Origin of the sequence: Bacteroides sp. Phil13, assembly GCF_001940965.1 — a bacterium.
Lineage (GTDB): Bacteria > Bacteroidota > Bacteroidia > Bacteroidales > Bacteroidaceae > Bacteroides > Bacteroides intestinalis.
Map to the genome: position 1 here is coordinate 1 of NZ_MSHA01000056.1, position 24,173 is coordinate 24,173.

General features: G+C 44.9%; 27 protein-coding genes. 3 read left to right on the plus strand and 24 right to left on the minus strand.

Annotation, left to right across the window (positions count from 1 at the left end):
- Together BWI44_RS10765 and BWI44_RS10770 are read right to left on the minus strand one after the other, a co-directional pair.
- Positions 1-409, minus strand: a 409-nt coding sequence (locus BWI44_RS10765; RefSeq protein ID WP_286813342.1) for a peroxiredoxin family protein, incomplete at its 3' end; no start/stop codon positions are given.
- Positions 391-942: a hypothetical protein gene (locus tag BWI44_RS10770; RefSeq protein ID WP_229036172.1), complete on the minus strand. Its 552-nt coding sequence runs from the start codon at positions 940-942 to the stop codon at positions 391-393. The genes BWI44_RS10765 and BWI44_RS10770, both read right to left, overlap by 19 nt.
- A 142-nt stretch (positions 943-1,084) precedes the next feature.
- On the opposite strand from BWI44_RS10770, the gene BWI44_RS10775 reads away from it, so the two are divergent.
- A complete protein-coding gene (locus BWI44_RS10775; protein WP_007666792.1) occupies positions 1,085-2,332 on the plus strand; it encodes a carcinine hydrolase/isopenicillin-N N-acyltransferase family protein in 1,248 nt (415 codons plus the stop codon).
- Positions 2,333-2,335: 3 nt separating this feature from the next.
- Here the strand turns inward: BWI44_RS10775 and miaA are convergent, their stop codons facing one another.
- The 12 genes from miaA to BWI44_RS10835 all read right to left on the minus strand — a co-directional run bounded on the left by miaA (position 2,336) and on the right by BWI44_RS10835 (position 14,018).
- A complete protein-coding gene (gene miaA, locus BWI44_RS10780) occupies positions 2,336-3,232 on the minus strand; it encodes a tRNA (adenosine(37)-N6)-dimethylallyltransferase MiaA (protein WP_007666786.1) in 897 nt (298 codons plus the stop codon).
- A 166-nt stretch (positions 3,233-3,398) separates the two neighbouring features.
- A complete protein-coding gene (locus BWI44_RS10785) occupies positions 3,399-3,956 on the minus strand; it encodes an IS1096 element passenger TnpR family protein (protein ID WP_115502625.1) in 558 nt (185 codons plus the stop codon).
- Positions 3,957-3,979: 23 nt separating this feature from the next.
- Complete coding sequence (gene lpxA, locus BWI44_RS10790) at positions 3,980-4,747, minus strand: acyl-ACP--UDP-N-acetylglucosamine O-acyltransferase (protein WP_007212551.1); 768 nt, start codon at positions 4,745-4,747, stop codon at positions 3,980-3,982.
- Positions 4,748-4,755: 8 nt separating this feature from the next.
- The gene (locus BWI44_RS10795) at positions 4,756-6,141 is read right to left on the minus strand and encodes a bifunctional UDP-3-O-[3-hydroxymyristoyl] N-acetylglucosamine deacetylase/3-hydroxyacyl-ACP dehydratase (RefSeq protein ID WP_007666781.1); all 1,386 of its coding nucleotides are present in this window, start codon (positions 6,139-6,141) and stop codon (positions 4,756-4,758) included.
- Positions 6,142-6,144: 3 nt separating this feature from the next.
- A complete protein-coding gene (gene lpxD / locus BWI44_RS10800) occupies positions 6,145-7,185 on the minus strand; it encodes a UDP-3-O-(3-hydroxymyristoyl)glucosamine N-acyltransferase (protein ID WP_118424311.1) in 1,041 nt (346 codons plus the stop codon).
- An 85-nt stretch (positions 7,186-7,270) separates the two neighbouring features.
- Positions 7,271-8,497, minus strand: a complete 1,227-nt coding sequence (locus BWI44_RS10805) for an HD domain-containing protein (RefSeq protein ID WP_195209207.1) — start codon at positions 8,495-8,497, stop codon at positions 7,271-7,273.
- A 32-nt stretch (positions 8,498-8,529) separates the two neighbouring features.
- Entirely contained in the window at positions 8,530-9,360 is an 831-nt protein-coding gene (pyrF, locus tag BWI44_RS10810) for an orotidine-5'-phosphate decarboxylase (RefSeq protein ID WP_118295419.1), read from the minus strand.
- Between the two features lie 35 nt (positions 9,361-9,395).
- A complete protein-coding gene (locus BWI44_RS10815; RefSeq protein ID WP_286813360.1) occupies positions 9,396-11,165 on the minus strand; it encodes a DUF4153 domain-containing protein in 1,770 nt (589 codons plus the stop codon).
- 45 nt (positions 11,166-11,210) lie between these two features.
- Entirely contained in the window at positions 11,211-12,323 is a 1,113-nt protein-coding gene (prfA, locus tag BWI44_RS10820; RefSeq protein ID WP_118308026.1) for a peptide chain release factor 1, read from the minus strand.
- Positions 12,324-12,328: 5 nt separating this feature from the next.
- A complete protein-coding gene (locus BWI44_RS10825; protein WP_195209209.1) occupies positions 12,329-12,532 on the minus strand; it encodes a hypothetical protein in 204 nt (67 codons plus the stop codon).
- A gap of 4 nt (positions 12,533-12,536) precedes the next feature.
- Positions 12,537-13,706: an AIR synthase-related protein gene (locus tag BWI44_RS10830; protein WP_118308025.1), complete on the minus strand. Its 1,170-nt coding sequence runs from the start codon at positions 13,704-13,706 to the stop codon at positions 12,537-12,539.
- Positions 13,707-13,793: 87 nt separating this feature from the next.
- Positions 13,794-14,018 (minus strand): hypothetical protein, encoded by a 225-nt coding sequence (locus BWI44_RS10835; protein ID WP_195209210.1) that lies wholly within the window; start codon positions 14,016-14,018, stop codon positions 13,794-13,796.
- Between the two features lie 664 nt (positions 14,019-14,682).
- Between BWI44_RS10835 and BWI44_RS10840 the strand changes: the two genes are divergently transcribed.
- Entirely contained in the window at positions 14,683-15,171 is a 489-nt protein-coding gene (locus BWI44_RS10840; RefSeq protein ID WP_195209211.1) for an RNA polymerase sigma factor, read from the plus strand.
- 13 nt (positions 15,172-15,184) lie between these two features.
- Positions 15,185-15,745, plus strand: coding sequence for a hypothetical protein (locus tag BWI44_RS10845; protein ID WP_195209212.1), 561 nt, complete (start codon positions 15,185-15,187; stop codon positions 15,743-15,745).
- A 122-nt stretch (positions 15,746-15,867) separates the two neighbouring features.
- On the opposite strand, the gene BWI44_RS10850 is transcribed toward BWI44_RS10845, so the two are convergent.
- From BWI44_RS10850 to BWI44_RS10895, 10 genes are all read right to left on the minus strand, one after another.
- Positions 15,868-16,449: a LemA family protein gene (locus BWI44_RS10850; RefSeq protein WP_007212564.1), complete on the minus strand. Its 582-nt coding sequence runs from the start codon at positions 16,447-16,449 to the stop codon at positions 15,868-15,870.
- A 134-nt stretch (positions 16,450-16,583) separates the two neighbouring features.
- Positions 16,584-17,489: a TPM domain-containing protein gene (locus BWI44_RS10855; RefSeq protein ID WP_195209213.1), complete on the minus strand. Its 906-nt coding sequence runs from the start codon at positions 17,487-17,489 to the stop codon at positions 16,584-16,586.
- A 38-nt stretch (positions 17,490-17,527) separates the two neighbouring features.
- Positions 17,528-18,478, minus strand: coding sequence for an alpha/beta hydrolase (locus BWI44_RS10860; protein ID WP_195209214.1), 951 nt, complete (start codon positions 18,476-18,478; stop codon positions 17,528-17,530).
- Between the two features lie 17 nt (positions 18,479-18,495).
- Positions 18,496-19,242: a shikimate dehydrogenase family protein gene (locus BWI44_RS10865; RefSeq protein ID WP_115502613.1), complete on the minus strand. Its 747-nt coding sequence runs from the start codon at positions 19,240-19,242 to the stop codon at positions 18,496-18,498.
- Positions 19,243-19,348: 106 nt separating this feature from the next.
- Positions 19,349-20,086: a bifunctional demethylmenaquinone methyltransferase/2-methoxy-6-polyprenyl-1,4-benzoquinol methylase UbiE gene (ubiE, locus tag BWI44_RS10870; RefSeq protein ID WP_044532585.1), complete on the minus strand. Its 738-nt coding sequence runs from the start codon at positions 20,084-20,086 to the stop codon at positions 19,349-19,351.
- 70 nt (positions 20,087-20,156) lie between these two features.
- A complete protein-coding gene (locus BWI44_RS10875; protein WP_195209215.1) occupies positions 20,157-21,101 on the minus strand; it encodes a phosphoribosylaminoimidazolesuccinocarboxamide synthase in 945 nt (314 codons plus the stop codon).
- 96 nt (positions 21,102-21,197) lie between these two features.
- Positions 21,198-22,175 carry a PhoH family protein gene (locus tag BWI44_RS10880; RefSeq protein WP_026367772.1) on the minus strand — a complete coding sequence of 326 codons (978 nt, stop codon included), beginning with the start codon at positions 22,173-22,175 and terminating at the stop codon, positions 21,198-21,200.
- A 69-nt stretch (positions 22,176-22,244) separates the two neighbouring features.
- Entirely contained in the window at positions 22,245-22,874 is a 630-nt protein-coding gene (locus BWI44_RS10885; protein WP_370807825.1) for a M23 family metallopeptidase, read from the minus strand.
- Between the two features lie 14 nt (positions 22,875-22,888).
- Positions 22,889-23,554 (minus strand): B3/B4 domain-containing protein, encoded by a 666-nt coding sequence (locus tag BWI44_RS10890; protein WP_007212572.1) that lies wholly within the window; start codon positions 23,552-23,554, stop codon positions 22,889-22,891.
- Positions 23,524-24,168 (minus strand): lipoprotein signal peptidase, encoded by a 645-nt coding sequence (locus BWI44_RS10895; protein WP_117693888.1) that lies wholly within the window; start codon positions 24,166-24,168, stop codon positions 23,524-23,526. Before BWI44_RS10895 ends, BWI44_RS10890 begins: the two co-directional genes overlap by 31 nt.
- Positions 24,169-24,173: the final 5 nt, after the last annotated feature.

Here is a 24,173-nt window from a genome sequence, read left to right on the forward strand (position 1 = left end):
CACAAAATATTTTATAGTGCCCAAAACCTTTATCGTGGTATTCCTCGTAGAGTTTCAATAAGCGCGGATGTACCCAGGTAGTTCCAGGACATCCATATCCCCAATGATAAATAAGTAAATATTTACCACGGTAGTCCGACAAAGAAATACGGGCACTATCAGAAGTGATTACGGTAAACTCGCTTGGGGTGTTTCCCGGTTCTATATTTTTCATGACCTTGAGCAACTGTTCCAGTTTTCTCCCGATAGTCGATGATTTAATTTCGGGAGTAAAACGAGTGAATCTTTCTGCAGCTTCCGAATAAGAGACTCTGTTTACGGCTTGCAGATATTCCCAAGCGGCATATTCACTGTCATCTGCCGTATTGCGGAATTCTTTCAGAGCTTCACTTAGTTCGCTGGAACGCATTGACTGTATGCTTGGTTATAATACATCATAGAGTCGGGATTGGCCTGTGGGGTGCCTCGCAGGTTTGCAAAATAGTATAGTTTGCGATATATTTTGTTTTGTTCCACTGTTATACTATCTTCCAGGGTTAGGATGCGTTGTAAACGCGGATCATCATACATTCCGCCCTCTTTGTGCATGGCAGGAAAGAACTCTACATTCCCCTTTACTTTCAGATGATCGCCCGGACGGGCATAGAATACAAAGCCACGATTGCAATATCTTAAAGGTTCCGTTTGAGAAGGATGGTAGGTTATGATGTAAAGCTTTGTCTCATCCGTCTGTTTGCAGAAAGAAAATTTTCCTTCTTTTGTTGCTATGAAAGTATCACGGTCGCCTTCTTTCCAGTCCGGTAGTAGATGGTGGGTAAGAATAAGTGTGTCTCCGATTTGTATTCCCTGCGTTGTAGCATCTATTCGGAAATTAGGTGCCGTAGTGCAAGAACTGACTGTGAGAATGAATATAAATATTGCCAGTGGAATAAGTGGTTTCATAGTACTGTACTTTTTAGTTGCGTTCAAAAGTAATTAATCCTATTGAGATATTCAACCGGAACTAAATAATTCTGATCTTTTTGAATACTTCTTTAGTAGAAAATCTTATTTTTGTATCAGCTTCCCAAATACCTGATGACTTATGTTGAAACAAATATCCTTATTAATCCTGTGTGCGGTAGCAATCGTTTTGTTCGCTACTCCTGTGCATGCTTGTACTTCTGCTGTTGTATCGGGTAAAGTGACACTCGATGGGCGCCCTCTGCTTTGGAAAAACCGTGATACGGACTTTATGCGAAATCATGTTGACTATGTGAAAGGCGAGAGGTATGACTTTATTGCTGTAGTGAATAGTGCCAATGCATATCTGAAAGAGGCATGGATGGGAACTAACTCTGCAGGATTCGCTTTGATGAATACACAATCGTATAACTTGGTGGATGTAAAAGGTGATGAAGAACGGGGAGCAGCCAATGGGCGTGTTATTTATCGTGCACTTGAAGTTTGTGCTACGGTAGAGGACTTCTGTCATTTTCTGGATACCATTTCCAAGCCCAGTGATATCGAAGCTAATTTTGGTGTAATCGATGCACAAGGTGGTGCAGCTATGTTTGAAGTAGATTATTATAAATATGTGATGTATGATGCCAATAACCCGAAGGATGCTCCTTATGGTTATATTGCCCGTACTAACTTCTCTTTTGCAGGTAAGGTGAACGAGGGGGCCGGCTATGTGCGCTATATGGAAGCAGACCAGGTGCTGATGAAAGCTTCGGCTACAGGTAACATTACCCCACAGTTTATTTTCAATGATTTATCCCGTTCGTTCCGTAACCGTATGCTGGATATTGATTTGCGTAGCGGGGGGTATAATCGTCCTCAGGCATCGGGCTGGTTTATAGATCAGGACTTCATTCCGCGTAGCAGTACATCGTGTTCGGTGGTGGTACAGGGGGTAAAACCGGGTGTGAAGGCCGAACTGACTACCATGTGGACCCTGTTAGGGTATCCTCCTACCGGTATAGCTGTCCCGCTGTGGGTGAAAGATGCCGGTAAACTTCTTCCCGGAATGGTACGTTTTAACAGAGAACATGAGGCAGCTCTGCTCAGTGATTGGTCACTTCGCTTGGCAGACAGAGTTTTCAGCTATAAGCAGGGAATGGGCACCGGACGTTATCTGAATTGGGAGAGGTTGTATAGTCCTGGGAAAGGTGACGGTTATATGACAGTGATTACTGAAGTGGAAGATGAAGTATTCCGTACGACGAAGCCATTGCTGGAAGAGTGGTACAAAAAAGGAAGCCTCGATACCCAAGCAATACCGAAGCTGTATGACGAACTGGAGTCATCCATTAGAATGATTTATCAGAGTTTACTGGAATCAGAATAGAACTTACATTACCGAACGGAGGTACGCTAGTATCTCCGTTTCTTGTTCCGGATGGAACCAACGGATTTCTTCATCTTTCCTGAACCATGTCATTTGCTTGCGCGAATAGATGCGGGAGTTCTGTTGGATTTTCTCTATGGCAAAAGGCAAGGTCCATTCTCCGTCCAGATATTTGAACATTTCTTTATAACCTACCGTATTCAATGAATTAAGTGCCCGGTAAGGATATACCTTTCTGGCTTCTTCTTCCAGGCCATCCTCTATCATAATCTCTACCCGTCGGTTTATGCGTTCGTAAAGTTCTTCCCGATCGCGCGTCAATCCTATTTTGATGATGCGGAAGGGGCGCTCTTTTTTCTGTTGGGTGCGGAATGAAGTGTAAGTTTTTCCAGTCATATAGCATATCTCCAGTGCATGGATTACACGTTTAGGATTCTTCAGATCCACTATTCTGTAGTATTCCGGGTCGAGTAACTTTAGCTCTGCGCACAATCTTTCCAGACCTTCCGTTTCATACTTATGCAGCATCACTTGGCGTGTTTCAGCATCTACGGTCGGAATATCATCAATGCCTTTGCAAACGGCATCTACATACATCATAGAACCGCCAGTAAGCAATACTATATCCTGTTCGGTAAATAAGATTTCCAGAAGCTTCAGTACCTCCGTTTCATATTGGGCGGCACTGTAATAATCGGTGAGTTGCAAGGTTCCTACGAGGTAATGTTTCACGCGTTGCAGTTGCTCGGGGGTAGGGGCTGCCGTTCCTATTTTCAAGTCGGCATAGAGTTGCCGGGAGTCTGCGGAAACGATGCAAGTTTGGTAATGCTCGGCCAGCCGCAGGCTGAGTTCGGTCTTTCCGACTCCGGTCGGTCCAATAAGCACTATCAGGGTTTTCATACAGATATTATGTAAAATGGTTTCAAAGATAAAATGGAGATTATCTTTTAGACACAAATTACGCGGATAACACGGATTCTAAACTAAAAAAATCTGTGTAATCCGCGTAATCTGCGTCTAAAAATATACTATAAAGAGTATGGTTCCTCTTTTGGTATATTCAAATTTAGAATTTTTCTTCCTCGAACGGTGTGCCACCTTCGCCTCCGCCTATGTCAAAACCTTCCTGGTCGAAATCTTCCAAATCAAAGTCCTGGTCTCCATAGAAGTTTTCATCCAGATCGAGTGATCCGCTGTTGGCTGCCATTTCTTCGAAGTCAATAGTCTGTTTCGGGGCATCGCCTTCCTTTTTGGTACACTTGGCACCTTTCATTTCCTTTCCGGTAATGATCTCGGAAAGTTCGATGAAGAAACAGCGTTCTGTCATGTAGTCGAACACATAGAGTAACTTCTGCTTTTCATCTTCTATCAGTTCGCTGATAGTGGTGTCTTTCATTACCCAACTGTCCATTTCCGGATTGTCATCCATCTCTTCCAGTGTGATTTCCTTTTCTTTTTCCCAATCATCATCACAGATGAAGAAAGAAGTCATCTGGTCGTTAGTATAGCCTACTGACTTCACTATAGCCTCATGGAAGTCGTAGAATGTAGCTTCCGGGTCAATTTGTATTTCTCTTACGAAGTCGTCCACTTCATCGGAGATAAGTGTAAATCTGTATATCATATTCTAATTACTTTATCGTTTTATCACCTAATAATACCACGTTCGGAGTCACGGATGAAGCTGACAATGTATTCTATTTCCGGGCTCGTCGGAATTTCTTCTTCTATTTTCTTTAATGCATCTGAAGTGTTCAAGCCACTTTGGTAAATGATACGGTATGCATTGTGTATGTTCTCAATGGTTTCATTGGAGAACCCGCGACGACGCAACCCGATAATGTTGATACCACTGTAAGCAATCGGTTCCCGACCTGCAATGATGTATGGCGGAATATCCTTACTGAAACGGCACCCGCCTTGTATCATGCCATATCCACCTACACGGCAGAATTGATGCATCAATACATTAGCGCTGATAATGGAGAAATCGTCTATAACTATCTCACCTGCCATTTTGGTAGAGTTACCTATGATACAGTAATTACCGACAAGAGCGTCATGAGCTACATGCACACCTTCCATCAACAGGTTGTTGTTACCGATAATGGTTCTGCCTTTGGCAGCCGTACCGCGATTGATGGTGACATTTTCACGAATGGTATTGTTGTCACCGATTTCAGCGGTACTCTCTTCTCCCTGAAATTTCAGATCCTGAGGGATAGCACCGATAACAGCTCCCGGAAAAATAGTATTTCCATTGCCGATACGTGAACCGTACAGAATGTTGGCATTTGCCATAATCTTGTTGTTATCGCCGATTACCACATTCTTGTCGATGAATACAAAAGGAGCAATCTCTACGTTTTCCCCGATTTTTGCCTCGGGATGAATATACGCTAAGGGACTTATCATGCTTTGAATTATTTGTTCTTAACTATTTGTGCCATAAACTCTGCCTCGCAAACCACTTTCTCGCCTACGAACGCATAACCTTTCATCGTGGAAATGCCACGGCGGATAGGTGCAAGTAGTTCCACACGGAAGATAAGGGTATCACCCGGCACTACCTTCTGACGGAACTTCACACCATCTATCTTCATGAAATAGGTAGAATAGCGTTCGGGTTCGTCTACGGAGTTCAATACAAGCAGGCCGCCTACCTGTGCCATAGCTTCAACCTGTAATACACCCGGCATTACCGGTTCCTGTGGGAAGTGTCCTTGGAAGAAAGGCTCGTTGGCGGTGATATTCTTCACGCCTACAATATAATTGGCACCTATTTCAATCACCTTGTCCACTAATTGGAATGGGTAACGGTGCGGCAACAGTTCGCGGATACGGTTTACATCCATGATGGGTTCTCGGTTACAGTCGTAAGTCGGAGCCTGTATATCGTGCAGGCGGATTTCCTTACGCATCTGGCGGGCGAACTTGTTATTAATGGTATGTCCCGGACGGGTAGCGATGATACGTCCCTTGATGGGTTTGCCTATCAAAGCCAAGTCACCGATTACGTCGAGCAGTTTGTGACGGGCACATTCATTGGCCCATACCAGTGGTTTGTGGTTGATGTAACCCAATTGTTTGGCATCCATGTGGGGAACCCCCATTACGTCGGCCAGTTTATCGAAGTCTTCCTGAGACATTTCACGTTCGTAGATTACGATAGCATTGTCCAGATCCCCCCCTTTGATAAGGCCGGCTTGCAATAATGGCTCTATTTCGCGTACAAATACGAATGTGCGGCTGGCAGCTACTTCGTCTTTGAACTTTGACATATCCTCCAGAGTTGCAAACTGGTTGGGAATGATGGTCGAGTCGTAAGATACCAGCACATTCAGACTGAAGTTCTCGTCGGGCAACACGATGATGGAAGAACCAGTCTTTTCATCGCGGAACTCGATCTTTGACTTGATAATATAGAAATCTTTAACGGCGTTTTGTTCTTCTGTACCGACGCGCTCTATCTCTTTTGCATAGTATTGGGCGCTACCGTCCAGAATGGGAAACTCGGGACCGTTGACTTGTATCAGGCAGTTATCGATGCCTAAGGCATAGAGGGCTGCCATGCCGTGCTCTACAGTACTAACCTTCACGCCATTCTTGGAAAGAACAGTGCCGCGAGTGGTTTCAGTCACGTTGTCCGCAACCGCATCAATGATAGGTTGTCCCTCCACGTCGGTGCGCTGGATTTTATATCCGTGGTTGTCCGGAGCCGGATTGAAAGTAACGGTCAGGTCAAGTCCCGTGTGAAGACCTTTACCACTGAGGGAAAAACTGTCTTTCAGAGTCTTTTGTTTCAACATTTGTTACTTATTTATTTGTTGTTTTAATTCATTCAGTTCTTTACGGAGCTGGCGGAGTTCTGTTAGCATATCCGGCAGGTTCCGTTGGGCAACAGAGGCTCTAAAGTATTGTTTCGGGTCCATGGGAGGAGTACCGATTAACTGGCTGCCATCCTTAATATTACTGGGAACACCGGACTGTGCTCCGAGGTTCACTTTATTTCCGATATGGATATGTCCTGCAATGCCTACCTGACCGCCGAACATACACCATTCGCCTATTTTGGTAGATCCTGCAATGCCCACTTGCGCTGCCATAACGGTGTTTGCACCGATTTCGTCATTGTGGGCTACCTGTATCAGGTTGTCCAGTTTCACACCTTTGTGTACGATGGTTGCACCCATTGTAGCACGGTCCACGCAAGTGTTTGCGCCTATCTCTACATTGTCTTCCAGTATTACGATACCGATTTGAGGTATTTTTTCGTAACCTTCGGGAGTTGGAGCGAAACCAAAACCATCCGCACCGATCACACTGCCGGAATGCAGGATGCAATGATTGCCTATCCGACAGTCATGATAAATGGTTGTATTGGCATATAAGATACAATCGCTGCCTACTTTGGCACCACTGCCTACAGTGGCATGCGGATGTATCATTGTATTGTCTCCTACTTCTGCATACTCACCAATGCAAGCAAAGGGCGCAATGTAAACATCCTTTCCGATTTTAGCAGTTTCTGCAACGAAAGCTAACGGGTCAATACCAACACGTTTAGGCTTACTTTGTTCGTAAAGGTTGAGCAATTTAGCCAAACTTTCGTAGGCATTATCCACCTTAATTAAAGTGGCTTTTATTTCTTGTTCAGGAACGAAGTCTTTGTTTACCAGTACAATACTGGATTTTGTTTCGTAGATGTAAGATGTATATTTGGGGTTGGACAGAAACGATATAGCACCGGGGATGCCTTCTTCTATCTTGGCAAAAGTATGTACAGTTGCATTCTCGTCTCCAACGATTTCTCCTTGGATAAATGTTGCAATTTGTTTAGCAGAGAACTCCATTGTCTTATTCTTGTTAGATGGTTTCAAATCACAAATAACGGACTTTTTTTTTATATTTCCTTGTCCTTGGGTGAATATTTTATACTTACCTATGCAAACGTTGGTAGCAAAGATAGTATTTTTTTACCTTTTTAGAAAGTAGGGAAATGTTGAGCATGTCCGATGCTTCAGCAATATTCTTGATACTTCCGTCTTTATAAAGGATATCAATGCTATCGTCTGCCGGGTCGTACATATTCTTCTCGATGCTGGGGGTAGAGACGAAATAGCTCGCTTCAGAGAGGGGTATGTCCAGTTGCTGACTGATTTGCAAAGTTAACTCTTTTTTCCTTTCTTCACATATTGGTTCGGTAGAAATTTCCACTTTAAAGATATTACGGTTGATCATACCGAAGCTCAGTGTGGATAAAACCTTGTCACTGTGGGTGCTCCAGACCTTTAATGCGGTCCATATATCATTGTCGTCCAGTTGGATAAAATTCTCTAGGCACTCCGGATTGTTATAGAAAGTTTCCTTGTTGATGTCATTGTAAAGGAAAAAACGCAATGCCGGTGAAGCAAATAATTCTACACCTTTGCTTGCTAATTCTTTAGCACGGAGCAGGGCGCTAATGAGCATTTTCTCGTATGCCACGGATGTTTTGTGCAGATATACCTGCCAGTACATCAAGCGGCGGGCTGTGAGGAAGTTCTCAATGGAATAGATACCTTTGGATTCTACTACGAGATGGTCTTCTTTCACATCGAGCATCTTGATGATGCGTGCCGAACCGATGTTACCTTCCGTTACGCCGGTGTAGAAACTGTCGCGGCGAAGGTAGTCCATGCGGTCCATGTCGAGTTGTCCGCTGACTAGCTGGTGCAGGAACTTTTTGGGGTATTCGTCCTTGAATATCTGGATGGCAAGTGTGAGTTGCCCGTTCATTTCTTTGTTGATACGTTCCATCAGCATGAGAGAGATATCTTCGTGGGATATGCCCTGTACGATGGTATTTTCCAGTACATGAGAAAAAGGACCGTGTCCGATATCATGCATCAGAATGGCCGCCTGCACGGCTTCGGCTTCACTGTCGAAAATGAAGTTCCCTTTGCTGGTGAGGTGCTGGATAGCTTCGCTCGTCAAATGGAAAGCCCCCAACGAATGTTGAAAGCGCGTGTGCTGTGCACCGGGATAAACCACAGACGACAAACCCAGTTGCTTAATGCGGGTTAAACGCTGCAAGAGAGGATGCCGCACGATGTCGTACAGCAACCCCTTCGGAATATTGATGAACCCGAATACCGGGTCGTTAATGATCTTTCGTTCGAACACGTTGTTAGTGATTAAGGGTAGGTGATAAGTGATTAGGCGTTAATCACTCCTTTCAACTGTTCCGCCATTTGCTGTTGCACTTCCTTTGCGGCATTACGTGCAGCTTCTGCAAATTTCTCAGTCTTATCCACATAAATGATGCCACGGCTGGAGTTCACAATCAGTCCACAAGTGGAGTTCATGCCATACTTACAGACTTCTTCCAGTGAGCCACCCTGTGCACCTACACCCGGCACAAGCAGGAAATGGTTAGGAACAATCTTGCGGATATCTTCGAAAGCACGGCCTTGTGTAGCACCTACCACATACATCATCTGTCCATCGTTAGCCCATTCCTGAGACTTGCGCAGTACTCTTTCGAAAAGGCGTTCACCGTTGGGGTCTTCTGTTAACTGGAAGTCGTGTGAGCCTTTGTTGCTTGTTAGTGCTAGGAGGATTACCCATTTGCCTTCGTAAGTCAGGAACGGGGTAACACTGTCCTCACCCATGTAAGGGGCTACGGTTACAGAGTCGATGTCCAGTTCTTCAAAGAAAGTGCGGGCATACATGGCAGAGGTATTTCCAATGTCACCACGCTTTGCATCGGCAATGATGAATTGGTCGGGATAGTTCTCCTTGATATACTTCACGGTCTTCTCAAAGGCGATCCAGCCTTTCACACCCATACTTTCGTAGAAAGCGAGATTGGGTTTGTAGGCGATGCAAAGGTCGGCTGTTGCATCGATGATGGCTTTATTGAAGGCGAAGATCGGGTCTTCTTCTTTCAACAAGTGTTCCGGGATTTTCTTGATGTCTGTATCCAGACCTACGCAAAGGAATGATTTCTTACGCTTGATATTTTCAAAAAGTTGTTGTTTGTTCATATTGGATATATTTAGTCTGTTTATGATTCGTTTTACTATTTCTTGAATAGATAGCCGTTTATATTCAGTAAAAGAGCCTCGTCTCCTTCTTCTTGATAATCTAAAGAGAAACCTGTCAGTATGAAGAGGCACTTATCAGAGTTACATTTGAATTGTGCAGGAGGCATTTCACCATATTTATAACGTTGAAGTGCTTCAATGTTTTTAAGGTCAATGTATGCCGTATCGTTCATTTCATCTGTCCGCGTACCGAGAGAGGCGAGCAATACTCCTGTTTCTATATACTTATGTGGAATTTTGAGTTGCCTGCTTGATTCCGGTATGATTACGAAATGGCTGTATCCCTTAGGAATCTCGATGCTTGTCTGTGAGGATGCCTGACCATTGTATGATACAGCCCGGTTACCGTCTGCAGCTTTATCGTTATCGGCCGCTTTATTACTGTTCTGACCGAAACGGTTTTGGGCATAATAGAATGATGCGTCTTTGTCTACAAGGTCGGCTATGCTTTTCCGTCCGAACCAGTAGTGCAGATAACGGAGTCGGTCGTTCACTTGCAATGCGGTCTTTGCCGGAAGTGAATCCAGCCAGTTGTCGTACTGGTTGCGTGAGAGGGGCAAGTCTGTTTTACCGCTTCGTGCCAGTTCCTTCTCTACGCTATGGCGCATGACGTTCCGGGTGATGCTTGCATAGTTCACCGGCAATACGGAAGTCAGCAGGAAGATGATGGAAAATGAGATAGGAATCCAACTGATGCGGCGTGCCTGGGTGAAGACCAATCCGAAGCAAACGATATAACACCAGATATTAAGTGTAATCAGATAAAGTCGGTTGATTGTGACACCATAATCGTTGAAGCGGCGGATGATACCGACTGTCATTAATATCAGTAATGGGAGTACCAGGGCAGGCAGCCAGCGTGCAATCCATTCATTTATGCGCTTTGATTCACTGACCCGTGCCGGATACAGTCCGAATTCAATGGCGATACATCCCGCCATGAGTGCCACTACGAGCCAAGATACCCAGCCTGTAGGTAGTTCCCAATTGATAAGGATGCGGGTGGCATAGATATAGAGTACAAGCAGATACCCTGCCATGAGCGGGAGAAAAAGGAAATGTATCGTTCCGTTCAGGAACTCTGATGGTTGCGGTTCTTGGTTGTGTTTTAATTCGTCTTTGGGCAACATGCCGAGAAAGAGTAGCATCGGGAGCAATACACTACATATAGTAAGGATATACAGGTAGCATTTCCAACTCACATCCACATCGAAGAGCTGGTGGAGTGAAAAGACGAGCAGGCTTATTCCACCACTCATAATCAGTCCCACCACGTTTGCCGTGACAAAAGCCCCTACAGTGTAGGAAGCAAAGTTCCAGCTCGGAATGTCATTCTTTTCTTTGGTGAATGAGAGGAAGAAGACTGAAAGCCACAAGGCGAGGATAGCCGCTCCGTGAGCTATGCTTATTTCTGTGAGCGACCGCTCCGGAGAGAGGCTGTAGAGATACACTGCGTCGGCAATAAGCAACACATGCATCATAATATGCACACTGATCCCTTTTACCCGGTTCTTTATTTCTTCGCTCCACAGATGGAGAGTGAGTGAGAGCAGGGTGCCGACAGAAAAGTAATAACCCAGAACCAGCGTAAGTTTTCTTTCATCCTCCATTTCGGTAGATACCAGATAAGCCAGATAGGCGGTAAGTGCAAAGACAAAACATACTGTAGTTGGCAAACGTTTCAGGCAATTCTGAAATGCTTCCGTCAGAGTATGAAATGCTTTATTTAAAAACTGTCCTTTCATTTGTTCTGCCGTTGAAGTTTCCGGGGCTACGTCTTTCCTTTGGGGTTACAGTTCACTTTCTTTCAGCCGTTCTGCATTTTCCGCTACAATCAAGTGGTCTATACAATCTTGAATATCGCCATCCATGAAGGCGGCAAGGTTATAAATGGTATAGTTGATACGATGATCGGTGATACGTCCTTGCGGATAATTGTAGGTACGGATTTTAGCGGAACGGTCTCCGGTAGATACCATTGTCTTTCGTTTGGAAGCAATATCGTCCAGATATTTCTGATGTTCCTTGTCGTAAATGAAGGTACGCAGACGTGAGAGGGCGCGTTCCTTATTCTTCGGTTGGTCGCGCGTTTCGGTACATTCTATCAGGATTTCCTCAGAAACACCCGTGTTTGGGTTCTTCCAGACATAGCGTAGACGTACACCGGATTCCACCTTATTTACGTTCTGTCCACCGGCACCGCCACTTCGGAAAGTATCCCATTTGATTTCGCCTTCATTAATTACTACATCGAACTCTTCTGCTTCGGGTAGCACGGCTACAGATGCGGCGGAAGTATGTACACGCCCCTGAGTTTCAGTAGCCGGAACACGCTGTACGCGGTGTACACCCGATTCATATTTCAGCGTTCCGTATACATTATCGCCCGTAACGCTGCAAATAATTTCCTTGAATCCGCCTGCTGCGCCTTCGTTGACGCTGGATATTTCCATCTTCCAACCTTTCGTTTCGCAGAATTTGGTATACATGCGGAAGAGGTCTCCGGCAAAGATTGCGGCTTCGTCGCCACCTGTACCCCCGCGGATTTCGAGAATGGCGTTCTTACTGTCCTGTGGGTCGGCAGGCACGAGGAGGAGCTTGATATGTTCTTCCAGTTCCGGCTGGCGTGCCTGACAGGCATCCAATTCTTCGCGAGCCATTTCCCGCATTTCCGGATCAGCTTCGTTAGTGATGATCTCTTTGGCTTCCTCGATGCCGTTCAGCACCTGGATATATTCTTTGCGGGCATCCATCAGGTCACCCAGTTCTTTGTATTCTTTGGTGAGTTTTACATAACGCTTCTGGTCGGCAATCACTGCCGGGTCTGTAATCAGCGTCGATACTTCTTCGAAGCGGGCAACAAGCCCTTCGAGTTTCTCTAATATGGTATTGTTGTCTGCCATTTATTTTATTTGCAAAGTTTTTGTACCCATCCATATCTCCGGGTGGCGACGCCATAAGTTATGGCACACCAACCCAACAATGCAAGTATACGCATGAACAGCCTGAAAGAAAATGATTTTACTGATAACTGTTCCCACGTATCATACCCCATATCTGCAGTGATAAAAAGGCAGAAGAGGCAGCATAAGATATAAATCAGTTTCTTCATTGAATTAGTATTTGAATTCTCCGAATTCGCTCTTGATAATCAGTTCTTTCTGATTGCTTTCTTCAATATGTCCCACAATCTGAGCATCGATACCGAAACTCTTGCTGATGGCGATTACCTTTTCGGCATGTTCGGGTGACAAGTATACTTCCAGTCTGTGTCCCATATTGAATACCTTGTACATCTCTGCCCAGTCCGTATTGCTCTGCTCTTTAATTGTTTTGAACAAAGGAGGAACGGGGAACAGATTATCTTTAATCACGCGGCAATTATCACCAATGAAATGCAGTACTTTCGTTTGTGCGCCACCAGAGCAGTGTACCATACCGTGAATTTCAGGGCGAAGTGCATCCAGTAATTTCTTCACTACCGGAGCATACGTGCGGGTAGGGGAGAGTACCAGCTTGCCTGCATCCAGCGGACTACCTTCTACGGTATCCGTCAGTTTCAGACCACCGGAGTAGACTAGTTCTTCAGGTACTGCCTTGTCATAACTTTCTGGATATTTCTCTGCCAGATATTTGGAGAATACATCATGACGGGCACTGGTCAGTCCGTTGCTACCCATGCCACCGTTATATTCTTTTTCGTAAGTAGCCTGTCCGTAAGAAGCCAAGCCTACAATTACATCACCCGGACGGATATTGGCATTATCAATCACATCGCTACGCTTCATGCGGCAAGTTACAGTACTATCTACGATGATGGTACGTACCAGGTCGCCTACATCGGCAGTTTCACCACCTGTGGCATATACGCCTACACCCATCTCGCGGAGCTCGGCGAGCAATTCGTCCGTACCGTTGATGATGGCGGATATTACTTCGCCCGGAATCAGCAATTTGTTTCGTCCGATGGTAGAGGAAACCAGGATGTTATCTACTGCACCTACGCAAAGCAGGTCGTCGATATTCATAATCAGTGCATCCTGTGCAATACCTTTCCAAACAGAAAGATCACCTGTTTCTTTCCAGTACATATAAGCCAATGAGGACTTTGTGCCTGCACCGTCGGCGTGCATGATGTTGCAATATTCCGGGTCACCGCCCAAAATGTCGGGGATAATTTTACAGAAAGCTTGCGGGAAAATACCTTTGTCAATGTTCTTGATGGCATTGTGCACATCTTCTTTAGACGCGCTGACACCACGCATCATGTATCTTTGGTTACTCATGAGTTGATATGTTTTTTCAATTGAATGTGCAAAAGTAGCGATTATTTTGCTTATAGCCTTGAGTTTGCATAAGAAATTAACCGAACCCTACTTCTTTACTTTCAATCGCTCCCAAATTGTTTTTTTTCGGGACATTCCCATTAAGACAGTTCCCATCAGGCAACAAGCGCAGCGCAGTTCTTGTTTGGACAGTGCATTCAGATTATTCGTAATACAGGATAAGGGGTAGTTCTCTTTGAAAAAGGAAAATGCATCGGCTGAGTTTTCTAAGTCGGTTTTCATCTGGCAGGAGCAGGTAAGAAGTTCATCCATCGTGTTATAAGTTTTAAAGGGTTAGTCGTGTGTTCCTACTTCTCTAATGTAAAAAAAGAGACGTGGGAACTATTGACATTATTATTCAACTCCAAGGCTCTGGTAAACCCGTCAAGAAAACAATAAGCAATAGCCCCACGTCAGAGTGTATATAACAAAGTTATACGCAACCCGGACGTGGAGACTTCCACTTATTATTCGCTCTTGCAAAAATTTACCAGACTTTAGAAGTTACGAATAATAAAATGATATCTCCAAATCGGAAAATATATTTCTTTTCTAACGAAAGAAATACGCAGCAAAGATACAAGTTTTTATTAAAAAGTATGCATAGAGTGGAATAGAAATGAACTATAAATCTTTATAGTTAACCTTACTGAATAGTGATCTCTAAGTGAAGCATTTGTTGCTATTATATTGAGAATATTTTGCCATCGTATTGGCAATCTTTTGCCAACACGATAGCACAACTTTGCCAACATGATGGCACAACTTTGCCAACACAGTGGCACGGCTTTGCTGGCATGGTGGCACAACTTTGCCAATGCGGTGGCAAAAAATGGCAAATTCTGGGCGTGAAAACAGCCTTGACTTTTCCTTTTTTTCTTCTCTCTTGCAACTAATATCCAAAACCGGCGTCTTATGTACAAAAGACTATCTTAAGATGGAACAGAATATGAAAGAAAAACAGTTCACTTCCCTCATTGAGGAATACAAGCGAGTGATCTATAAAATCTGCTACATGTACGCTACGGATGGGGATAATTTTAAAGATCTCTATCAGGATGTCGTGATAAACCTTTGGAAAGGCTTTGAGGGTTATGAAGGAAAGGGTAAACCTTCTTCGTGGATTTACCGCGTGGGATTGAACACCTGTATCTCCTTCTACCGCCAGCAGCAACGCCGGGGCGAACATACTTCCTTGGATTCCCTCTACGGGCTGGAAGCAGAAGATAGTGAGACGACCAAACGCTTGAAAGAGATGTATCGCCTCATTGCGGGACTGGACAAGTTTGAACGTGCCGTCATCTTGCTGTGGCTGGATGAAAATTCTTATGAGGAGATTGCGGAAATTGTCGGCGTGCCGCGCAACACCGTAGCTTCAAGATTGAAACGAATCAAGGATAAACTTACAAAACAAGCGAATAGCTAAAATAAAACAGATTATGGAACTGGAAGAATTGAAACAAAATTGGAATATAATGGAAGAAAGGCTCGGGCGTCTGGAAATGGAGCAGCGCCAGCAACTAAATAGTAAGGTGGTCAGCAAAGTAAAGCAGGTACAGGATCGTGTGTTGCGGCGATTTACGGTTTTAGTGCTTTGTCTGCCTCTTATGTCTTGGTTTTTGGTGCGCAATCAAGTATATGATTTCAGCGTACTGACGTGGATATTGTTGTTTTTGTTTGTAGTTGTGATACTCGCCCGGCAACTTACGTGGATGTTGCTGCTAAGGAAGATTGATTGCCTGAAGATGAGTGTGCGTGAAGTGTGTCTTGCGGAGAGTCGTTTCCGGATGTCTTTCAAAGTGGGGATAGCTGTGAGTGTGTTGTGTGGCGTACCGTTGCTGGCAAGCATGATATGGGATATGTCCCAAATGGGGGATCGTTATATATTGATAGGTGCTTGGACTGGTCTTGTCATAGGGTTGCTGATAGGAATTCGTTTGTTCCTCAAAGCATGGAGCGGGATAAAGGAATTGAAGGAGGCAATAACGGATTTGCAGTAGTCATCCTAAAAAAAAGCAAGTCCCCTTTCCACCCATCGGAAACTTCGATCTATTCAAGTTTCCAGGGTAGAAGGGGGACTTGTTTTTTATAGAACCGTTTGTTACGGTAGGAATATACTTATTTAGAACTGTACCTGAGGTGCTGTTTCTGCTCCTTCGGAAGCTTCAAAGTAAGCGCGCTTTTCGAAACCGAACAGACTTGCAAGAATATTCTTCGGGAAGCGGCGGATGGCAGTATTGAAGTTCTTTGCTGCATTGTTGAAGTTGGTACGTGCCACGTTGATACGGTTTTCAGTACCTTCCAATTGAGCTTGCAGTTCCAGGAAATTCTGGTTTGCTTTCAAATCGGGGTAATTCTCAGTAATGGCAAGCAACTTACCCAATGCAGAAGTTACCGCACCTTGAGCTTTCTGATATTCGGCCAATTTTTCCGGAGTCAGATCATTAGCATCTACTTTAATTTGAGTAGCCTGGCTACGAGCTTCTACCACACCCTCCAGAGTTTCTTTTTCATGAGAAGCGTATCCTTTTACTGTACTGACCAGATTCGGAATCAAGTCGGCACGGCGCTGATATTGTGTTTCAACGTTTGACCATTGTCCGCTTACGTTTTCATCCATAGTTACTAGTCCGTTATAACCAGTAACACCCCAAATGACGAGGAGAGCTAAAACAACAAGAATGATAATAGTTGATTTCTTCATACTTTTCTTTTATTAAATGATTATTATTAATTAGCTGCAAGTTACGAGCTACAAGCTACGAGTTGCTGCGCTGTGATACCGAAAGGCACTTGTAGCTTGTAACCCGTATCTTGTCACTCTGAGAGTTTCAACTCTCAGAATCGGGAACCGGCACCTCCGCCACCTCCCATACCTCCACCGAAGCTGCCTCCGCTGAAGCCACCGCCTCCGCCGCCGAAGCCTCCGCCACCACCGAAGATAACCGGACCTCCTCCGCCACCTCCGCGATAGTTTTCATCATACGACTGTTTGCGGCGTACTATCTTGTGTCCGCAGTTGCGGCAAGTGTAGGTAACATCTTCCGTTTTTACTCCGTTGATTCGGGAAACCACTTTACTGCTGGTGCGTTGCAATTTGTGCTGTCCGCAGTTGGGGCATTTGCTTGCGGCACGTGCCGCCATCCAACCGATTCCTCCGGCAACAACAAAGAATCCGATAACTGCTGCCAGAATGCCGAAGAAAGAAATGTCTTCTTCATCATCTGTATCATTCACCATGCTGCCGTCCAGTCTACCGCATACGGCACGCACACCGGCAACCATACCCGCATCCCAGTTACCATCTTTCAGATAAGGAATCATGTCGCGCGTCTGGATACGTTTACAGATGGCATCGGGTAGGTCTCCTTCCAGTCCATAACCTGTATAGAACTGGATGCAGCGCTGATCGGTTACTAAAAGAATGACCAGGCCGTTATTCTTTCCTTTCTTTCCCACGCCCCATTCATTGAGCAAGCGGTGCGCAAAGTCAAAGCAATCATCATTGCCGATAGACGGAACTACGGCAACTACTGTCTCAATGCCCGTCTGTTGCTCCAATGCATACAGCATACGGTCGATGCTGTCGCAGGCAGCCTGAGAGAGGATGCCGTCCGGATTGCAGACATAGCGCATTTTGTTCTGAAGATGTACTTTGGGGATATTGTCTGTAGTATAGACCTTCTGTGCCTGCATGGATAGCAGCAGGCATAGGAATAAACTTATGGAGATTAATCTTTTCATACTAATGTATTTGTGGGACGAATATAGGAAAAATCACATCAATAGATGTATTTTCCTACAAAATTCTTCACACGTTCGGTGTATTCCTCCGGATGATCCTTGTAGGACATGGCGTGTGTGGCACCGGGGGCAAGCCACAATTCTTTAGGTTCCGATTTTGCCTCGTAGAGAGGATATACCATCCAGGTGGGTACGTATGTATCTGCATCGCCATGAATGAAGAACATCGGCAGTTTGCATTTCTTGACCTGATTCAGCGAAGAAGCTTCCTTGAAGTTCCAACCGTATTTCGCGTTGCACAGCCAGCTGGTGGTGTACATCAACGGGAACGGAGGCAGTCCAAACTGTCCCTTCAATTCGTAGGAGAATTCGTCCCATACGCTGGTATAACCGCAATCTTCCACAAAACATTTCACAAAAGGTTGTTGAGGCTCACCGGATACCATCATAGTGGTGGCGGCACCCATAGAGATGCCATGTACTACCATCTGGGTATTTCCGCCGTAAATATCGTTGGCAATGTCCATCCAGCGCAAAACGTCCAGCCGGTCTTTCCAACCCATTTGAATGGCAGGGCCTCCGCTTAATCCCTGATTCTGCAGGTCGGGCAACAGAATGTTATACTTTAAATCTTTGTTGTAAAGGTAACCTATCATCAGCATGCGGATGCAATCGTCCGTATAACCATGCACGATGACGGCTGTTTTGTGAGTAGGTTCGGGAGCGGCTGCGTAAATGGCATGCAGTTGCACCCCGTCAGGGTTGATAATAAAGGTATCCCGTAAAGCACCGACAGTTTGCAAACTATCTATCCAAGGCTTGATTTGCGGATACTCGCTGAGCATATACTCGTAGGAGCCGGGAATATCTTTCCCTTTGTTGTGCTCTGGTCTCAGCGAGTAGCCGAGCATGTAGAAACTCGCACCCGTGAGGGCAATAACGATAACTGCTAACAGTCCGAGTAGACTGTACTTGATACCTTTCTTCATCTTTCCTTCCTTTCACTCTATTTGTTCCATATTTCCCATGCGGCAAATGCTTGCAATAACAGCATTTCCAGTCCGTTTTTAGTAACGGCGCCGTGAGCCTCTCCCTTTTTCATGAAAAGGGTTTCATTGGGATTATATAACAAATCGTAGAGTAAATGGTTGGGAGTTAATTGATCATAAGGAATATCCGGACAGAAATCCACCTTAGGGTACATGCCTACGGGTGTACAGTTTACGATAATAGTATATTCCTGCATAATCTCCGGTGTCAGTTCGTCATAAGTGAGGTGAGACGATTCCTTTTTCGTACGCGATACGAATACGCTTTCGATGCCCAGATTGGCCAGTCCGCGATAGACGGCTTTGGATGCACCGCCTGTACCCAGAATCAGCGCCTTCTTGTGATGGGGTTGCAGTAAAGGTTCAATGGACTGTGTAAATCCTATGATATCCGAGTTATAGCCGACAAGTTTTACTTTTCCCTTCGGCTGGCGGATGATTTTGATGACGTTCACTGCGCCGATCTTTGCGGTATCTTTGTCCAGTTCGTCAAGAAAGGGGATGACCTGTTCTTTGTACGGAATGGTCACATTAAGTCCGCAGAGGTTGGGATTTTCCTCTATGACTTCCATAAAGTCATTGATGTTGGGTATCTCAAAGTTTACATATTCGGCGTCGATATTCTCCGATTTGAACTTTTCATTGAAATATCCGATGGAAAACGAATGTCTCAGCGGATAGCCTATTAAACCGTATTTCTGCATAATTCTCTTAGTGTGCTATGTCAATAATATAGTAATGGTAAAATGGTGGGATGGTAGGATGATAACATTGAATCTTAACATGTTATCATCTTACCATCCTATCATTCTATTTAGTCGCAGTATAAAGAGTGCATATACCGAATGTCAGTCTGCGGAAATTAACCTGACTGAAACCTGCTTTGCGGATAACTTCCTGCATTACTTCGCCTTGCGGGAAAGCACGGATGCTTTGGGGCAGGTAGGTGTAAGCACTATTGTCTTTTGACAAGCATTTGCCGAGCAGGGGGATGACTACTTTGGAGTAGATGGTGAAAAGTTGTTTCATCGGCAAACGGTCCGGTGTGGAGAGTTCCAGAATGACGAGATGTCCTCCGGTTTTCAGCACGCGGCACATTTCCGACAACCCTTTGTCCAACCCTTCGAAGTTGCGGATACCGAACGCTACGGTTACAGCATCGAACGTGTCATCGGCAAATGAGAGAGAGGTGCAGTCCTCCCGGGCAAAGGATATTTTGTCCGAGAGGTGCGCCTGTTTTACTTTATTACGTCCCACGTCCATCATTCCCTCTGAGATGTCGGTGCCTATCAGTTCGTCAGGCTGCAACTCGCGGCAGGCAAGAATGGCAAAGTCACCTGTACCGGTGGCTACGTCCATGATGCGCTTCGGTTGGAAAGGCTTTAACCAATGGATCGCTTTCCGGCGCCAACTGCGGTCGATGCCTAATGAAAGGGTATGGTTCAGCTTATCATAAGCAGGAGCAATGTTGTCGAACATTTCTTCTACCTGTTCACTCTTCTTTCCGTCCTCACCGTAAGGTTTGATATGTTCCTGGGGATAATCCATGTTGATAGTGTTTAGTGGTTAGTGATAAGTGATTAATAAATCTACTAATCACTTATTACTAAACCGTTTATCACTTATTTAAGTATTCTGTTATGTTTTTCTCGATACGTGAAGCAATGTTGCTGGTATCTTCTTTCACGAATTGCTCTCCGGTGATATGCTCGTACAGTTCAATGTAACGCTCACTGATGGATGCTACGATTTCGTCTGTCATTTCCGGAACTTGTTGTCCTTCCTTGCCCTGGAAACCATTGCCCATCAACCATTCGCGAACGAATTCTTTAGAAAGTTGTTTCTGTGCTTCGCCTTTTTCAAAGCGTTCCTGATAACCTTCAGAGTAGAAGTAGCGGCTGGAGTCCGGTGTATGAATTTCATCCATCAGGTAAATAGTACCGTTGTGCTTACCGAATTCATACTTCGTATCTACTAGAATCAGACCACGTTCTGCCGCGATTTCGGTTCCTCTGTTGAAGAGTGCCATGGTATATTTCTCTAATACGGCATATTCTTCGGGAGTAGCCAGACCTTTAGCAAGGATTTCCTCTTTTGAAATGTCTGCGTCGTGTTCACCGATTTCAGCTTTCGTAGTTGGGGTGATGATGGGTTCGGGGAATTTTTGGTTTTCCTTCATTCCTTCGGGCAACTTTACACCACAGATTTCGCGTACACCGCTTTTGTAAGTACGCCATGCGCTACCGCAAAGATAGCCGCGTACAATCATTTCGATGGGGAAACCTTCGCACATCACACCTACCGTTACCATCGGGTCGGGTGTAGCTGTCTTCCAGTTGGGACAGATATCAGTAGTCGCATCCAGGAACTTGGCTGCAATCTGATTCAGCATTTGTCCTTTGAAAGGAATGCCTTTCGGCAAAACAACGTCGAATGCAGAGATACGGTCAGTTGCTACCATGACCAGTTTTTCACCATTGATGTTATAAACATCACGTACTTTTCCGTGGTATACACTTTTCTGTCCCGGAAAATTAAAATCTGTTTTTGTTAATGCTTGCATCATTATAATATTTATGATTTGGATATTTTCTATGGTTTTCGCCACAGAGTGACACAGAGTCTCACAGAGCAGAAAAAAACTCTGTGAGACTCTGTGTTACCCCGTGGTGAGTTTCCTTTTTTCCCGTTCGGCCTTGGTTTCCTTATCAAATTTCTCGTAGGCATCTACAATGCGGGTTACCAACTGGTGACGCACAATATCTTTCTTGTTCAGTTCCACGAAGCTGATGCCTTTCACACCTTTCAGGATGCGGAGTGCCTGTACCAGTCCCGAAGTCTGGGAAGAGGGCAGGTCGATCTGTGTCATATCTCCCGTTACGATCATCTTGGTGTTCATACCCATGCGGGTGAGGAACATCTTGATCTGCTGGGTAGTGGTGTTCTGCGCTTCATCCAGAATTACGACTGCATCATTCAACGTCCTTCCGCGCATAAAGGCGAGGGGAGCAATCTGAATGACGTTCAGTTCCATGTATTCTTTCAGCTTGGCAGCCGGAATCATATCCTGCAAGGCATCATACAACGGTTGCAGATACGGGTCTATCTTATCCTTCATGTCACCGGGCAGGAATCCAAGCTTCTCACCGGCTTCCACGGCGGGGCGACTGAGGATGATTTTCTTGATCTCTTTATTTTTGAGGGCACGTACGGCAAGGGCAATGGCAGTATACGTCTTTCCCGAACCGGCAGGACCTATGGCAAATACCATGTCGTTCTTGGCGAAACCTTCTACCAGTTTAAGCTGATTTTCACTGCGGGGGATGATCGGTTTGCCTGTCACGCTGAATACGATGACGTTACCCGACTTTTCTGCTTGCGGTGCATTTCCTTTGATGATATCGATGATCACCTCTTCTTTCAATGAGTTGTATTCGGCGCAGTATTTTTCCAGTTTGGTAATGTTTTCTTCGAATGCGCACATCTCTTCTTCATCTCCCAACACTTTGATGACATTGCCGCGTGCAACAATGCGCAGTTTGGGGTACAAAGCTTTTATCAACTGCATATTGGCGTTATTCACACCGTAAAAGATAACCGGGTCGATATCCTCAAGAACAATCAGTTTTTCTATCATTGAATTGTTTATAAGTTCATGTCGTTTTATAGGTAAAACAGTTGCAAATTTAGTGAAACGTTTGGATACTTAGCTGGTTCCGGCTGTTTTTTTTGTTGCAGGCTTCACGATGACGTCTTTTCCATTCTTGGTGCAGTGAATACACTCTTTGCGGAGTGTCCTTTCTTTGAAATCGAAAATGAGATTGGGGTTGAAATGCTGTCCGTTGATGCGGGTTTCAAAATGAAGGTGTTCGGTGCTGGCCCGTCCGGTACGTCCGGTCAGTGCAATGGGTTGTCCGGCCTTAACGGCGTCACCGCTCTGAACAAGATTCTTAAAATTATGGCTGTATATCGTTTCCAATCCCGAAGAATGGCGCACAACGATTACGTTGCCGTAAGCACTGTAAGGCTTCGACATACGTACAATGCCATCGAAAGCACTGCGTATCGTGTCTTTGGCGCAAGTTTTGATATCAATACCCGAGTGACGGCCACCACCACGTCCGTAAGGAGAAATCACTTTTCCTCCGGGAAGCGGAAAGCAATAAGCGGTGTCAGGTATTTGCTCCAGATGCAATTCTAACAATTTTTCGTTATCGAAAAGCCCCGGTGTAGTAACCCGGATATGATTGATTTCCATTTGCGAGAAGCTAGGTTTCTTTTCAGGCGGAGTATAAGCCAGTGCGAATGACAGCAGCAGAAAGAATATGTTCATGATTAAAGGCCTTCTCGTTATTCAAAATAGATAATTTCTCCTCCATTCGAGGAAGTGTATTTTTTCAGTAATTCCTGTATCATCTCGGCAGCTTCCCGCAGACCTTCCTGTCCGCTGTAACCATTGACGATGGCAAGGATATGCTGGGTGCCTAAATCCATTTTAGTACGTTCGTTGTCGCTGGTAGGAGTACCGATACCGCCTACGGCATCGCGATAGACCGGAAGTCCTTCGATGTTCAGCACACCCCGTCCGATACCTTCGAATGGTTCTTCGGCGCGTCCAACTCCCAGTTTGAGGTCAGTGCCCTGTATCTTGTCCGCATCGAAACCACCGATGGAATAACCAGTGCGTAGGGATACCAGATTAATCAGGTCAACCAGTGTATCTATTTGGTAAAGGGCAATTCCGCGCATCAGACGGCGGCGCAAGGCTTCGGCAGAAGGACGGTAACGGCTTGGGTCTTTGCCGCAGCGTTTATAAGCTTCGCGGGTAGCTGCAATGGCGGGTTGCAGTTTGATGTCCTCCGGCTGGGTAGTGGAAGTCAGTTCCCGGGTGAAAGTATTGATCTCTTCCCAAAGCCCTTCGCAAAAGGCTGTATTGGTAACTTCTGCATAGACGGCTGCACCTTTGAAGATGGGGCAGGCATTCTTTATTTCTTCTGATACGGTGATCTGGTACATAAACTAAAACTACTATTTAAACTTTTCATGTAAAACAAAAATAAGATAATCACTCCGCAACTGATGGCAGCATCCGCTAAATTGAATACCGGACTGAAGAATACGAAATTGTCCCCTCCTATAAATGGCATCCAGCTTGGCCAGTTAAACTCAAAAAGAGGAAAGTAGAACATATCGACCACTTTTCCATGCAGCCAACTGGTATATCCTTCTCCTATAGGTACGAAAGTAGAAATCTCGGCGGGTGTACTCTTACTGAAAATAACACCATAGAATATGCTGTCGATGATATTCCCGATAGCTCCTGCCAGTATCAATGAAACACATGCAATATAACCACGCTTATAGTTAGCTTTAATAAGTATGACGATATACCATACAATTGCAATGGCGAATATGGTACGGGCAATAGTCTGAATAGCTTTAGGCACTATCTGCATACCGAAAGCCATACCGGGATTTTCTATAAAGCGGAGGTAAAACCAATCCGTGATATGAATGCTTTCATTATAAAGCATATTCGTTTTAACTTCGATCTTTATGACTTGGTCAAGAATCAAAATTCCCAATACAATGAGAATCGATAGCTGCCCTTTGGACAAAATATTCTTCATATTAA

What these genes read in the sequence shown, in the direction of transcription:
- BWI44_RS10770 (WP_229036172.1), bottom strand. Translation starts at nt 942, where the DNA reads ATGAAACCACTTATTCCACTGGCAATATTTATATTCATTCTCACAGTC.
- BWI44_RS10775 (WP_007666792.1), top strand. Translation starts at nt 1,085, where the DNA reads ATGTTGAAACAAATATCCTTATTAATCCTGTGTGCGGTAGCAATCGTT.
- miaA (WP_007666786.1), bottom strand. Translation starts at nt 3,232, where the DNA reads ATGAAAACCCTGATAGTGCTTATTGGACCGACCGGAGTCGGAAAGACC.
- BWI44_RS10785 (WP_115502625.1), bottom strand. Translation starts at nt 3,956, where the DNA reads ATGATATACAGATTTACACTTATCTCCGATGAAGTGGACGACTTCGTA.
- lpxA (WP_007212551.1), bottom strand. Translation starts at nt 4,747, where the DNA reads ATGATAAGTCCCTTAGCGTATATTCATCCCGAGGCAAAAATCGGGGAA.
- BWI44_RS10795 (WP_007666781.1), bottom strand. Translation starts at nt 6,141, where the DNA reads ATGTTGAAACAAAAGACTCTGAAAGACAGTTTTTCCCTCAGTGGTAAA.
- lpxD (WP_118424311.1), bottom strand. Translation starts at nt 7,185, where the DNA reads ATGGAGTTCTCTGCTAAACAAATTGCAACATTTATCCAAGGAGAAATC.
- pyrF (WP_118295419.1), bottom strand. Translation starts at nt 9,360, where the DNA reads ATGAACAAACAACAACTTTTTGAAAATATCAAGCGTAAGAAATCATTC.
- BWI44_RS10815 (WP_286813360.1), bottom strand. Translation starts at nt 11,165, where the DNA reads ATGAAAGGACAGTTTTTAAATAAAGCATTTCATACTCTGACGGAAGCA.
- prfA (WP_118308026.1), bottom strand. Translation starts at nt 12,323, where the DNA reads ATGGCAGACAACAATACCATATTAGAGAAACTCGAAGGGCTTGTTGCC.
- BWI44_RS10825 (WP_195209209.1), bottom strand. Translation starts at nt 12,532, where the DNA reads ATGAAGAAACTGATTTATATCTTATGCTGCCTCTTCTGCCTTTTTATC.
- BWI44_RS10830 (WP_118308025.1), bottom strand. Translation starts at nt 13,706, where the DNA reads ATGAGTAACCAAAGATACATGATGCGTGGTGTCAGCGCGTCTAAAGAA.
- BWI44_RS10835 (WP_195209210.1), bottom strand. Translation starts at nt 14,018, where the DNA reads ATGGATGAACTTCTTACCTGCTCCTGCCAGATGAAAACCGACTTAGAA.
- BWI44_RS10840 (WP_195209211.1), top strand. Translation starts at nt 14,683, where the DNA reads ATGGAACAGAATATGAAAGAAAAACAGTTCACTTCCCTCATTGAGGAA.
- BWI44_RS10845 (WP_195209212.1), top strand. Translation starts at nt 15,185, where the DNA reads ATGGAACTGGAAGAATTGAAACAAAATTGGAATATAATGGAAGAAAGG.
- BWI44_RS10850 (WP_007212564.1), bottom strand. Translation starts at nt 16,449, where the DNA reads ATGAAGAAATCAACTATTATCATTCTTGTTGTTTTAGCTCTCCTCGTC.
- BWI44_RS10855 (WP_195209213.1), bottom strand. Translation starts at nt 17,489, where the DNA reads ATGAAAAGATTAATCTCCATAAGTTTATTCCTATGCCTGCTGCTATCC.
- BWI44_RS10860 (WP_195209214.1), bottom strand. Translation starts at nt 18,478, where the DNA reads ATGAAGAAAGGTATCAAGTACAGTCTACTCGGACTGTTAGCAGTTATC.
- BWI44_RS10865 (WP_115502613.1), bottom strand. Translation starts at nt 19,242, where the DNA reads ATGCAGAAATACGGTTTAATAGGCTATCCGCTGAGACATTCGTTTTCC.
- ubiE (WP_044532585.1), bottom strand. Translation starts at nt 20,086, where the DNA reads ATGGATTATCCCCAGGAACATATCAAACCTTACGGTGAGGACGGAAAG.
- BWI44_RS10875 (WP_195209215.1), bottom strand. Translation starts at nt 21,101, where the DNA reads ATGCAAGCATTAACAAAAACAGATTTTAATTTTCCGGGACAGAAAAGT.
- BWI44_RS10880 (WP_026367772.1), bottom strand. Translation starts at nt 22,175, where the DNA reads ATGATAGAAAAACTGATTGTTCTTGAGGATATCGACCCGGTTATCTTT.
- BWI44_RS10890 (WP_007212572.1), bottom strand. Translation starts at nt 23,554, where the DNA reads ATGTACCAGATCACCGTATCAGAAGAAATAAAGAATGCCTGCCCCATC.
- BWI44_RS10895 (WP_117693888.1), bottom strand. Translation starts at nt 24,168, where the DNA reads ATGAAGAATATTTTGTCCAAAGGGCAGCTATCGATTCTCATTGTATTG.